The following is a 12,648-nucleotide window of genomic DNA, read 5'->3' as shown; positions in this document are numbered from 1 at the left end:
CTGTTATTTATACTTAACTGCAAATCTTACCCATGTATTGTCACAGATGATGTTTGGGCCCTGTTCCAGTTCATAACTATCCGGATCGACATAATGATAACGAAGAACCTTCCTCTTACTGATTTGCACCGCCACCTCGACGGTAACATTCGTACTAAAACGATTCTTGAGCTTGGCCAAAAATTTGGTATTGCTCTGCCAGCGTACGATATTGAGTCTCTCACTCCTCACGTTCAAATTGTCGAAGCGGAACCCTCTCTTGTTGCTTTCCTTTCTAAGCTCGACTGGGGTGTTGCGGTACTGGGCGACCTAGATGCATGTCGTCGTGTGGCGTACGAAAACGTGGAAGACGCACTAAACGCTCAAATCGATTACGCTGAACTGCGTTTCTCACCATACTACATGGCAATGAAACACAAGTTACCAGTAGCGGGTGTTGTTGAAGCAGTCGTGGACGGTGTGCAAGCGGGTATGCGCGATTTTGGCGTGAAAGCCAACCTGATCGGCATCATGAGCCGCACATTTGGCACCGACGCGTGCCAACAAGAACTGGACGGCATTCTGAGCCAAAAAGATCACATCGTTGCTGTCGACTTGGCGGGTGACGAACTGGGCCAACCGGGCGATCGCTTTGTGTCTCACTTCAAACAAGTACGCGACGCTGGCCTTGGGGTAACGGTTCACGCTGGTGAAGCAGCAGGTGCAGAGAGCATGTGGCAAGCAATCAATGAGCTGGGCGCAACTCGTATCGGTCACGGCGTAAAAGCGATCCACGATCCAAAACTGATGGATTACCTAGCAGAAAACCGCATTGGTATTGAGTCTTGCCTAACATCAAACTACCAAACAAGCACGGTAGAAACGTTAGAAAACCACCCTCTCAAACAGTTCCTAGAGCATGGCGTTCTTGCGTGTCTGAACACTGACGACCCAGCGGTTGAAGGTATCGAGCTGCCATACGAATACGAAGTAGCGGCACCAGCAGCTGGTCTGAGCCAAGACCAGATTCGCCAAGCACAAATCAATGGTCTTGAGATTGCATTCCTTTCAGAAGCAGAAAAAGCGGAACTGAAAGCAAAAGTAAAAGATCGCGCTTAAATCCAGCGAAAACATAAAAAAATGCCAGCATCTGCTGGCATTTTTTTATATCTTGAATCGGCGTCTATGATTAGATAACACGAGAGAATTGTTGCTGACGCGCCTTCGCTCGCAGGTACTTATCGAAGCTCATACAAATATTACGGATCAGCAAACGACCTCGCAGCGTCACACGAATTTCATTGTCATCCACTTCCACCAGCTCATCGTTGATGAAGGTCTGAAGTAGCTGCAAGTCTTCTTTAAAGTACTGATCAAACTTCACTTTAAACTCAGACTCGATCGCTTTCTTGTCTAGTTTAAAATTACAAATCAGCTGCTTGATCACTTCGCGACGTAGCAAATCATCAGAGTCCAGCGAGACCCCTTTCCACAGTGCGTGACGAAGTTCGTTGACTTGAGCGTAGTATTTCTTCAGCTCTTTCTGGTTTTGCGCGTATGCATCGCCGATCATCGAGATTGCAGAGACACCAAAGCCAACCAAATCACATTCACCTTGTGTGGTGTAGCCTTGGAAGTTGCGATGCAAAATACCTTCGCGCTGAGCAACGGCAAGTTCGTCATCAGGTAATGCAAAGTGGTCCATGCCGATAAATTGATAGCCAGCGCCAGTCAGTGTCGCGATGGTATCTTGCAGAATCGCCATCTTCTCTTCTGCTTTAGGCAGATCTTCGTCTTTAATCTTACGCTGCGCTGCAAATAGCTGTGGCATGTGCGCGTAGTTAAACACGGACAGACGGCCCGGCTGCATTTCCAGTACTTGTTCTAACGTCTTGGCAAAAGAGGCTTTGGTTTGCTTTGGCAAGCCGTAGATCAAATCTAGGTTTGTCGAACGGAAACCCAACTCTTTTGCGCGCGCAACCATCGCAAAGATGAACTCTTCATCTTGCTCACGGTTCACCAGTTTTTGCACTTCTTTGTTGAAGTCCTGAACACCGATGCTCAAGCGGTTAAAGCCTTCACTACGCAGGTGATCCAGCATGGTGATCTGAATTTCACGCGGGTCAACTTCGATACTGATTTCAGCATCACTGCTAAAGGTAAACTCTTGGCGCAACAGGCTCATTACGCGTGTAATTTGCTTTTCAGAAAGGAACGTTGGCGTACCACCACCAAAGTGCAATTGCGTTACCGTTCTGCCCACCAATAAGGCTGCACGTTGACGAATCTCATGCTCAAGCACATCGAGGTATTCGTCCGCTTTGTGCGAGTGGCGCGTGATGACTTTATTACAACCACAGTAGTAACAAAGCTTGTGACAGAACGGAATGTGTACGTACAGCGATAATGGGCGGTCTGGGTACTGAGTGCATGCCATATCATAATCAGAAATGGTGAACGCTTCATGGAACTCCAGCGCCGTTGGGTACGACGTGTAGCGAGGACCGGAATAGTTGTACTTATCCAATACCGCTTGATCCCAGACGATTTGCTGCTTCGATTCAGTGTGTTGATTCGACATGGTGGTACTTTCCGTTAAATGCTAGGGCAACGAAAGCCGTCACCCGATATTCAGAGCCGCTATTTTGCCATACGACGATGACAAGCGTGGCAACGCCGACTGGCTTTTTAATTATAAAACTAAAGAAGTGCTAGCGTGATCACGATACCCCCAACAGTCATAAGGAAACCATTGGGGGTAACTATTAAATCATCTGAATATTGATTTGATTATTCAGTGGCTGGACGTTTTTCTGCAACACTTTGAGCTCCTCAATAATCGCGTCAGTGAGGCGGCTTTCCGCTTTATGACGCGTCAAGTTCTGTTGCATACGCTCTTTCTTGGCAAGTTGTTGGCGTTCTTCACCACGCGCCATATCTTTCACGATATGGTAAAGCTCAGAAATTGCAGGGTACGTTTTATCGAAATCGACACGGTCTTCACCTTGTACATAATCCATGATGTTATACACACGAATACTGATTTCAGATAAATCGCATTGGCCTTGAATACCCGCCTGACACAAGGTATGCACATTCTCAAAAATGTTGGCGTTACGTTTATCTATCGCCAATTTTTGATGCTTTAGCTGCAATTCCTTTTGCTTTTTCAATTGAAGCAGAAGGTAACCTGCATAAGAAGCAAGTGCGATGATAATCACAACACCAGCAATAGCTAATAAGGTTACATTCATAGCTTAATTATCCTTTGTAGTCGTCGAAGTTAATGTCGTCGAAATCTGCCAGCAAGTCATCATCATTGCGCGTGCTTTTCTCAGCAGGAGCAGTGAAGTCTTCCTCTTCTTCAGGTTCCAACAAACCTAGTTGGTCCATTAGCTTCTCAATGCGGTCGAGCTTCTCATCGACGTATTTCTGTAGACCTGTGCCTAGGTTTTCACCCGCTTCAATACGGTCTAGCAACACGTTCAATTGCGCATCATTTTCTAGCATCTCTAGTTCTTGCTCTGCCGACAAACGACGCTCTTGCTTCGTCATTTTCTTCGCAGGCTCAACAACCAGAGGAATTTTCTTTTTACTGCCTAAACGCGGGTCGCGGTTTTGTGCAGCAGCTTGCTTTTTCTGCTCGTTAACTTCTGAGTTACGGTTACCCGTTTTCAAGCCTTTGCGCTTTTTAGCACGCTTGCGTAGGCGGCCTTCCACATCAGATTCTGTACGGTTACGAGTTACAACAAACTCAGGTGCGCCAGCGGCACCTGGCTTTCTAGATTTTTTACTACGGCTCATTACTGGGGTTTCCTCAGTAAAATTACATCATTACCAATAAATTCGAGTTCGAGCTTATCCCGCTCTGCTAGGAACTGGAACGTGTCACGACTAAAGAACACTACATGAGTGAGATCGTTCTTATAATGCCATGATTTGAAAGCCTCCACGTCGATGACCATTTTCGTCATCAGGCCTATCCAGCCCCCAGGCTTAACTAAATTCAACCATTGCTTCCACACCAAATCTGGGTGGTAGAGGTGCTCTATCACCTCTGTTGCTGTCATGAAATCATACGTTTTTTCTAAAACCGACGTATCAGGGTGGTAGTAGAGGTCGTACAACGCCATGTTGTGCCCCGCCTCTTCCAGCATTAAGGAGAGCGTTGGGCCAGGACCACAACCAAAGTCGATACCATTTGATTGTGGAGAAATTCGCTCTGTTATCGGGTCAGCAATACGCGACAAAAAGCGTCGGTAACCTAAATCTTCAGGGTTGTTCTCATGCAAATCATAGTGAGCTTTTTCGGTTTCCGCATCCAAACGTTGGTCTGGATTCACAAACACCAAACTGCACTGCTCACATTGAAGATATTCACGTCGCTTATCTTCAAAATAGTGGTGAATACGCTGATTTTGGCATAAAGGACAGGTATGCATGCTGACTTCCTCAAACAGGGATGCGAAACATACCAGAAAGTGAACTCAGATTGGAGTGTTACTGAGTATTTTTTCAGCAATTTTTGTTAAAAAACTTTGTTTACAACCCATCGAAGTAAATAAGTGCAGTAATCGTAATTCAGATTGCGACTTACCAAGGGAAAAGAATATAAAAAAAGCGACAGTCAGACTGTCGCTTTCTAAGTGCCATCAAGTGGCGAAACTGTGTTGCACACATTTGGTGCACCAATGATCCCTTTGTTTTTCGAGCTTTCCCTGCCAAAAAGAGTTGTTTTTCATCTTCCTGATGAGTTTTGGCTATCCGTTTACTTCCTGTCTACTGAGCAACTTCCTGTGCCTGATCCGTTTCACTGTCTTAACCGTCAGACGAGATGACCATCCTTATCAGATAGGCTCCCTACCTATCTAAATCCCTTTCTAAATCACCAAGCATCCGAGCTACATCCTTGGAGACCTAAACCGTGGTCTAAAATCCTTACATTCACCCCCTGTGAACGACTTCTACTTTACGCCATCCCGCGATGCTCACAAGTAATGGGTTAAAAAAATAATCCGCCTATTTTCTAAAAATATCAAAATTATCATTTAATCAAAAACTTAAAAACACTAACAAGAAAAAGCCAACATCAAGTATGGCAAATGTCTCACAAACTACCGAGCTAACTATCGCTTTCGAACTCAAAGTCGACTGTGATATTTGTCACGAACAAAAATGCCCTAGCGAATTCACTAGGGCATTTTTGTATAAGTTGCTCGAACGATGTAGGGACATCTACCCAATAAACTCAAGATGCAGGATCTTGAGCGATTTAGGTATATTAGTGCAGACCGCCAACGTATTTAGACAGCACTTCGATATCTTCGTCTGTCATTTTCTTCGCGATGTCGCGCATCATGGCATTCATATCATTACCACGGTCGCCATCACGGAATTTTTCTAGCTGAGCTTTGATGTAGTCAGCATGCTGACCAGAAATTTTCGGGAAACCTGAAAGCTCCGTACCATTGCCACGAGGACCATGACATGCAATACATGCGGTTAGGCCACGCTCGGCATCACCAGCGGTATAAAGCGTTTTGCCTTTTGCTACCACATCTTCAGGTGTTGAGTTTTCTGAAACTGGTAGCGAAGCGTAGTAAGCAGATAGGTCTGCGATATCTTCATCGCTCAGTGGCATTGCCATACCACTCATTACAGGATCGTAACGACCTTGTTTACCACCACTTGTCATGCCTAGCTTAAGTTCTTTTAACTGCTTCTCAAGATACTTAGCGTGTTGGCCTGCGAGTTTCGGGTACGTTGTTATTGCACTGTTGCCATCTGCTCCGTGACAGGCGACACAGGTTTGTGATTTTGCTTTACCAGCCTCAATATTACCTTGGGCCCATACTGAGCAACTGGCTAAAAGACTCAAAATTAGCGCTAATTTCTTCATGACATTCCATTATAATTATCAAGCTTCCAGTACCACGGAATGTGAACATACCGCGTACACTCATGGTACAATAGGCGACCTTATGCCGAGCACGGTTATTTTACACATTTTCACAAAAAAGTAATCAATCGACTACACAAAGTCGAGATGGAGTTAACAGTGAGCGTAAAAATTCATTACCAAAATACGCATTTCATCACCAGCGCACCCGATATTCGTCACCTACCGGAAGACGAAGGTGTCGAAATTGCGTTTGCAGGACGCTCAAACGCTGGTAAATCGAGTGCACTTAACCGTCTAACTAATCAAAAAAGCTTAGCCAAGACATCAAAGACACCTGGTCGTACGCAATTAATCAACCTTTTCAAAGTAGAAGAAGGTTGTCACATTGTCGATCTACCTGGATACGGTTTTGCTCAAGTACCGGTAGAGATGAAAAACAAATGGCAGAAATCTTTAGGTGAATACCTACAGAAACGCGAGTGCCTAAAAGGCTTAGTGGTTCTGATGGACATTCGTCATCCAATGAAAGATCTCGACCAGCAAATGATTTTCTGGGCCATCGATAGCCACATTCCTGTGCAAGTTTTGCTAACCAAAGCAGATAAACTAAAAAGTGGCGCACGCAAACAAACCCTGCTGAAAGTTCGCAAACAGGTGGAAACTTTCGGTGGCGACGTTTCCGTTGATGTGTTCTCTTCCCTTAAAGGATTAGGCGTTGATCAGCTGCGCGCAAAACTGGATACCTGGTTTGCACCGGCGCTCGCACACCTGATAGAAGAAGGCGAACTGGATACCCCAGCAAGCGACGAAGAATAATTAACAATATTTGTTAAATTTTTTCGACACGGCCCTACCATTTGGTGGGGGCTTTTGTTTATCTGAGCTAAATAACAGGCAATAAAAATCCCCACCTTCCTGGCAGGGATAACGGGAGAGAAAAATTGGTAATTATTGTTATGTGACGAAGCATTGCTGAACTATCGGATGATTTCAATAGCTTAAAAAGCCGCCTAACTTTAGCTTTCGCTTAATCAACTCACAACCATAACCAATAAAGAAAATACAATTCAACAAGTTATACAGAAATCTGCCCATTTTCCCTTCAACTTAGTTTCCTTCAAGAAAAAATCATAGTGTGATTGGCATAAATTTACAGACTGAATAGTTTGCGAGTTTTTGAAGAAAATTGGAGTGTAGACAATAGGTTAAAGATGGGAGAAATATAAAGACAAGTCGTTACCAACCCAACACATTGAACAAAAAGAAAAATTTTCTTTCGCCCAATAAAAAACGCCCCAGTCAAAAGCTGACTGGGGCGGCTGAATCAGCCTAATCCAATAACGTGAAACAAAAGGTCTGAAAGATAGAACATCTTACCTCTGTACCCTACGAGTATTAATGTACAACAATTGGTCAGAATTGCAAAGAATTTTTGTAGTTTTTTTTCATGAAATTTTTATTAAGCAACATCAAAGTTAACTTTGCGCTAGCTTTTTTAATCGCAAAAAAAAGCCAGCGTTTGTGCGCTGGCTCATAATTAATTGGTTATTTTGGTCTAAAAGTGACTAATGAGCTTGATCCCAGTTGTCACCGTGCCCTGCTTCTGCAACCAACGGTACTTTTAGCTCTGCTGCAGATTCCATCAATTTCTGTACTTTACTTTCAATTTCGGACAATGATGACTCTTCAACTTCAAAGACCAATTCATCGTGTACTTGCATTAACAACTTCACACGGCCATTGCCTTCTTCCTGAATCCACTGATCAACCAACAGCATCGCTTTCTTAATGATGTCCGCAGCTGTACCTTGCATCGGTGCGTTGATTGCCGCACGTTCAGCAGCTTTACGACGCATCCCGTTGCGCGATTTGATTTCTGGTAAATGCAAACGTCGACCAAAAATCGTTTCAACATAGCCCTTATCTGCAGCCGTGCTGCGCGTGTCTTCCATGTACTGCATCACGCCAGGGTAACGCTCAAAGTATTTATCCATGTAGGCTTGTGCTTCGCCGCGAGGGATACCAAGCTGCTTCGCCAAACCAAATGCACTCATGCCATAGATAAGCCCGAAGTTAACGGCTTTAGCACGACGACGCTGCTCACTGGATACTTGTTCAATATCCAGACCCATAATTTCTGCCGCAGTTGCCGCGTGAATGTCTTTACCATCACGGAAGGCATCTAATAACGCTTGGTCGCCAGAAAGGTGCGCCATGATGCGCAGTTCGATTTGCGAGTAGTCGACCGCTAAGATTTTATGGCCAGCTGGTGCGACAAACGCTTGGCGAATACGACGGCCAGCTTCGTTACGAATTGGAATGTTCTGTAAGTTCGGATCGGTAGAAGATAGACGACCTGTTGCGGTTACCGCTTGATGGTAAGAAGTATGCACACGCCCTGTTGTTGGGTTGATCATCTTCGGCAGCTTGTCCGTGTACGTCGATTTAAGCTTCGCCAAACCGCGATATTCCAAAATCAATTTTGGCAGTGGGTAATCTAGCGCGAGTTCTTGCAGAACTTCTTCATTCGTCGATGGTGTACCTGATGGCGTTTTCTTCACCACCGGTAAACCCATTTTTTCAAATAGGATGGCTTGTAATTGCTTTGGCGAGTTCATGTTGAACTCTTGCTCTGCAATTTCATACGCTTTCTTTTCAAGCTCATCAAGGCGAGCGGTAATCTCTACCGACTGCGCACTCAGCTTCATTTCGTCAATAAAGACCCCGGTGCGTTCAATGCGCGAAAGAACTGGCACCAACGGCATTTCAATCTCTTCGTACACTGTCTTCAGGCTTTCATCCTGCTCGATATTCGCAAACAAGCGATTGTGCAGACGAAGGGTCACATCCGCATCTTCTGCCGCGTATGGCGATGCTTGTTCCAACTCGATTTGGTTAAACGTAAGCTGATTTTTGCCTTTACCTGCAATTTGCTCAAAAGAAATGCAACTATGCTGTAGGAAGCGCAGCGCCAAGCTGTCCATATCGTGTTTACCGCCGACACTGTTGTAAATGTACGATTCCAACATCGTGTCGTGCTTGATACCTTTTAGCTCAATATCATAACGAGCCAATACAGACGCATCATACTTTAAGTTTTGACCAACTTTTGCTTTCGCTGCGTCTTCAAGAATTGGCTTAAGCTGTTCTAGAACCCAATCACGATCAAGCTGTTCAGGTGCATCTAGGTAGTCATGTGCAACAGGCACATAAGCGGCAATGCCTTCATCGACAGCGAATGACAAACCAACCAGGTTCGCTAGCATGTAATCTAGGTTGTCGGTTTCCGTATCAAACGCAAACAACTCGGCCGTTTGAAGTTTGTCTAGCCACGCATTGAAGGTTTCTTCATCCAGAATCGTTTCATATTGGCTACGGTCGATTGTCACTGCGGAAGTTTCCATCTCGGCATGAGAAGCAGAGGCTTGAGCAGAGCCAGCAAGCTCAACAGCTTCTACCGATCCAGAACCGCCTTCAAGTAGCTCGTTCAACCAAGATTTAAACGTCAGTTGACCATACAGCTTCACTAGTTCGTCTTTATTTGGTTCCGCTTTCAGCAGTGATTCTGGCGTTTCTTCAAGTTCAACATCCAATTTAATGGTTGCGAGCTCGTACGACAGCATGGCATTTTCTTTGTTATCGATAAGCTTCTTCGCCATGGTTTTAGAACCACGGAAGCCAAGCTCAGCAATGTCATCGAGATTTTCATACAACTTCGTCAGACCACCAATACCTTGCAGTAGTGCAGTAGCTGTTTTGTCACCCACGCCTGGTACACCAGGGATGTTATCTACTTTATCGCCCATCAGCGCTAGGTAGTCGATGATTAACTCAGGTGGAATGCCAAACTTTTCAACCACACCTTCACGATCCATCACGACGTTCGTCATGGTGTTGATCAAGGTAATATTATCATCCACCAACTGCGCCATGTCTTTATCACCAGTACTGATCAATACAGGCATGCCTTTTTGTGATGCTTGATGCGCCAACGTACCAATGACGTCATCCGCTTCGACACCAGGAACACAGATCAGTGGTAAACCCATCGCGCGAATAACATTGTGCAATGGTTCAATTTGGCAACGCAGATCATCCGGCATTGGCGGACGATTAGCTTTGTATTCTGCATACATATCATCACGGAAGGTTTTTCCCTTCGCATCGAAAACCACCGCGATGCGCTCAGACGCAAACTGACGCATCATGCTGCGTAACATGTTCACGACACCGTAAACGGCATTCGTTGGAATTTCACCATTGCTCATGGTGCCTGGGTAGGCGTGAAAAGCGCGATATAGGTAAGAAGAGCCGTCGATAAGGATCAACGGATTTTCAGGAATACTTGCCATAATTGTCTGTATCCAATTCAGTACTTGAGAGATCTGCCTAGGATGCCATGACTGCTGATCCGAATCTATCTTGTTCGCTCGATCTAGGTCGCGTAAATTTTTCGATTTTATTCACGAAGATAACCTCACCCTGTGGATAACTCTGTTTATAGAAATTATCCACTGGTTATCCAATGATAGAAAACACAAAAAACACACACGGTAAGCTATTGTTTTTAAATATTTATTTTACAAAACGGCGAGAAGATCAACGATCCTTAAATGATCATCGTGTGTGGAAAAAATACGAATAGTGACGTCAAATAGAAATCGTAGAAAAGAAAAAAGCGACCCGAATGGGGTCGCCTAGCAGAAGTGGTAAAGCAAATTCTGTAAATAGAGCAGCTTAACCAAGAAGCTATAAATTACACTGGAAGCAATGTGAGCAATGTCGTGTCAAAAAGAATTCGTGCAAGTTCTCGGAAAAATGTTTCATCACTTCTCAACTTTCAGTTAATCAACTTCTGTTAATAAGTCATTCAACGTCCTTGTGAACTCTTCCTCATTCCCTAAGACAGGTTTAATAATAATGATTCTCATTTCGTAGTCAACAGTTAAATGAGAAAAAATCTCATTTATTTTCACATCGCTTTAATGAAATGAACTCGAGATTCACGAAGATTAATTTTTTCTTCAAATTTTTCAATGATATATCCATTTCTCAATAACAATCGAAGCATAGCAGGAAACTGATTTCGAGATTTCACTTTTAACGTGTTATAGCCTTGCTCAGCCGCCCAATCTTCTTGTGCTTCCAAAAGTAATTGTGCCACGCCTTCATTTCGAGCCTCAGGAACAACACCACCTAACCAGCTATAGAAAACACCATCCTCTAATTCGTAACCTATTTTGAAGCCGACAATCGTGCCATTTTTTTCTGCAACGAGGATTAAACTGTTTTTCTCTTCTAAACGTTGAGTCATGGAGTCTACCGTTTCTCCTTTCGAAAATTCGGTAACACGTGCCACAACTTGAAGTGCTTCTTCCAATGTGCCTTCACGAATCAGCATTGTCATTGTTCTCTTCTCCAAAATAAAAATACCCAAGCACCTTGGATTGTTACTGTTGTAATCCGCCTGAGGTTACTTGGGTATATACAGACGAACAACTCTTGTTGGTCTGGTGTTTCTCACTGAGCGATAATTACTCTTCAGTCGCTTCCGGAGTACGATTTAGGTGTTGAGCAGTTTGTGCATTCTCTTCTGCCAACCACTCAGCCACATCTTTCGCAAAGTACGTTAAGATGCCGTCAGCACCTGCACGTTTGAAGCACAGTAGTGATTCCATCACAATTTCGCGCTCTTTGAGCCAGCCATTCATGATCGCCGCTTTATGCATCGCGTACTCACCAGACACCTGATAAGCAAACGTCGGTACCTGAAGTTCGGTTTTAACTCGGCGAACTACATCTAAGTATGGCATACCAGGTTTAACCATCACCATGTCCGCACCTTCATTGATGTCTAGCGCCACTTCATGGATCGCTTCGTCAATGTTTGCTGGGTCCATTTGGTAGTTTTTCTTGTTGCCGCCTTTTAGATTTGAAGAAGAGCCAACCGCATCACGGAATGGTCCGTAGTAGTTCGACGCGTACTTAGCCGAGTAAGCCATGATTTGTGTATGAATGTAGCCCGCATTTTCTAATGCTTCGCGGATCTTACCAATACGGCCATCCATCATGTCTGAAGGCGCGACTACGTCAGCACCCGCTTCTGCATGAGACAAAGCCTGCTTAACCAGTACTTCCGTGGTTTCATCATTCATTACGTAGCCATCTTCATCGATGATGCCGTCTTGGCCGTGCGTCGTGAATGGGTCAAGTGCCACGTCTGTGATCACACCGATTTGAGGAATATGTTCTTTAAGCGCACGTACTGCTCGCTGGACCAAACCTTCTGGGTTGTAGGCTTCAGTAGCACATAAGCTTTTAGCGTCTTGGTTTACGACAGGGAAAAGCGCGATTGCTGGAACGCCTAGATTTGCAAGGTATTGCGCTTCTTCTAGCATTAAATCAATCGACAAACGCTCTACACCCGGCATGGACTCCACGCTCTCACGACGATCTTTACCCATTAGGATGAACATTGGGTAAATCAGATCATTAACAGAAAGTTGGTTCTCAGCCATCAAACGACGACTAAAATCGTGCTTACGTAAACGACGCATACGGCGTGCAGGGAATGGACCTTGAATTGATACAGACACCATTTTCTCCTTGTCTGGACGGTTATGATGATCAAATCATCTGGTGAACAAAATCATATCACTCTTGATGCATGTTGCGAGTGACAATCTGGAAAAAGGTAATGAAAAAACTGAAAATGACCCAGCACTCACACTCAAGTATACTTCGAATACGAAACCAACCATGAAGCA

General features: G+C 44.5%; 11 protein-coding genes. 2 read left to right on the top strand and 9 right to left on the bottom strand.

Translation table 11 applies throughout. The annotated features are described in order from the left end of the window. Nucleotides 1-93 precede the first annotated feature (93 nt). The gene (add, locus tag P4S59_RS00830; RefSeq protein WP_005395038.1) at nucleotides 94-1,098 is read left to right on the top strand and encodes an adenosine deaminase; all 1,005 of its coding nucleotides are present in this window, start codon (nucleotides 94-96) and stop codon (nucleotides 1,096-1,098) included. 70 nt (nucleotides 1,099-1,168) lie between these two features. On the opposite strand, the gene hemN is transcribed toward add, so the two are convergent. The 5 genes from hemN to P4S59_RS00805 all read right to left on the bottom strand — a co-directional run bounded on the left by hemN (nucleotide 1,169) and on the right by P4S59_RS00805 (nucleotide 5,878). Then, nucleotides 1,169-2,560: an oxygen-independent coproporphyrinogen III oxidase gene (gene hemN, locus P4S59_RS00825; protein ID WP_005394456.1), complete on the bottom strand. Its 1,392-nt coding sequence runs from the start codon at nucleotides 2,558-2,560 to the stop codon at nucleotides 1,169-1,171. 184 nt (nucleotides 2,561-2,744) lie between these two features. Next, nucleotides 2,745-3,233: a DUF2489 domain-containing protein gene (locus P4S59_RS00820; RefSeq protein WP_005379254.1), complete on the bottom strand. Its 489-nt coding sequence runs from the start codon at nucleotides 3,231-3,233 to the stop codon at nucleotides 2,745-2,747. A 7-nt stretch (nucleotides 3,234-3,240) separates the two neighbouring features. Next, the gene (yihI, locus tag P4S59_RS00815; RefSeq protein ID WP_005394455.1) at nucleotides 3,241-3,783 is read right to left on the bottom strand and encodes a Der GTPase-activating protein YihI; all 543 of its coding nucleotides are present in this window, start codon (nucleotides 3,781-3,783) and stop codon (nucleotides 3,241-3,243) included. Then, nucleotides 3,783-4,421: a class I SAM-dependent methyltransferase gene (locus P4S59_RS00810; protein ID WP_337167873.1), complete on the bottom strand. Its 639-nt coding sequence runs from the start codon at nucleotides 4,419-4,421 to the stop codon at nucleotides 3,783-3,785. Before P4S59_RS00810 ends, yihI begins: the two co-directional genes overlap by 1 nt. Nucleotides 4,422-5,260: 839 nt before the next feature. Beyond that, nucleotides 5,261-5,878 (bottom strand): c-type cytochrome, encoded by a 618-nt coding sequence (locus P4S59_RS00805; protein WP_005379248.1) that lies wholly within the window; start codon nucleotides 5,876-5,878, stop codon nucleotides 5,261-5,263. A 159-nt stretch (nucleotides 5,879-6,037) separates the two neighbouring features. On the opposite strand from P4S59_RS00805, the gene yihA reads away from it, so the two are divergent. After that, the gene (gene yihA / locus P4S59_RS00800; protein WP_005394452.1) at nucleotides 6,038-6,697 is read left to right on the top strand and encodes a ribosome biogenesis GTP-binding protein YihA/YsxC; all 660 of its coding nucleotides are present in this window, start codon (nucleotides 6,038-6,040) and stop codon (nucleotides 6,695-6,697) included. A 508-nt stretch (nucleotides 6,698-7,205) separates the two neighbouring features. On the opposite strand, the gene P4S59_RS24355 is transcribed toward yihA, so the two are convergent. The 4 genes from P4S59_RS24355 to hemB form a co-directional block, all read right to left on the bottom strand. Next, the gene (locus P4S59_RS24355; protein ID WP_438356636.1) at nucleotides 7,206-7,253 is read right to left on the bottom strand and encodes a hypothetical protein; all 48 of its coding nucleotides are present in this window, start codon (nucleotides 7,251-7,253) and stop codon (nucleotides 7,206-7,208) included. A 193-nt stretch (nucleotides 7,254-7,446) separates the two neighbouring features. Further along, on the bottom strand, nucleotides 7,447-10,233 hold the full coding sequence (polA, locus tag P4S59_RS00795; RefSeq protein ID WP_337167872.1) for a DNA polymerase I: 2,787 nt from the start codon (nucleotides 10,231-10,233) through the stop codon (nucleotides 7,447-7,449). Between the two features lie 620 nt (nucleotides 10,234-10,853). Beyond that, a complete protein-coding gene (locus P4S59_RS00790; RefSeq protein WP_012841227.1) occupies nucleotides 10,854-11,288 on the bottom strand; it encodes a GNAT family N-acetyltransferase in 435 nt (144 codons plus the stop codon). Nucleotides 11,289-11,415: 127 nt separating this feature from the next. Then, nucleotides 11,416-12,477 (bottom strand): porphobilinogen synthase, encoded by a 1,062-nt coding sequence (gene hemB, locus P4S59_RS00785; RefSeq protein ID WP_031777176.1) that lies wholly within the window; start codon nucleotides 12,475-12,477, stop codon nucleotides 11,416-11,418. Nucleotides 12,478-12,648 lie beyond the last annotated feature (171 nt).

The sequence above is a fragment of the Vibrio sp. M60_M70 genome, from assembly GCF_037162085.1.
GTDB classification, from domain to species: Bacteria; Pseudomonadota; Gammaproteobacteria; order Enterobacterales; family Vibrionaceae; genus Vibrio; species Vibrio diabolicus.
This window is presented reverse-complemented; position numbering and strand designations above follow the sequence as displayed.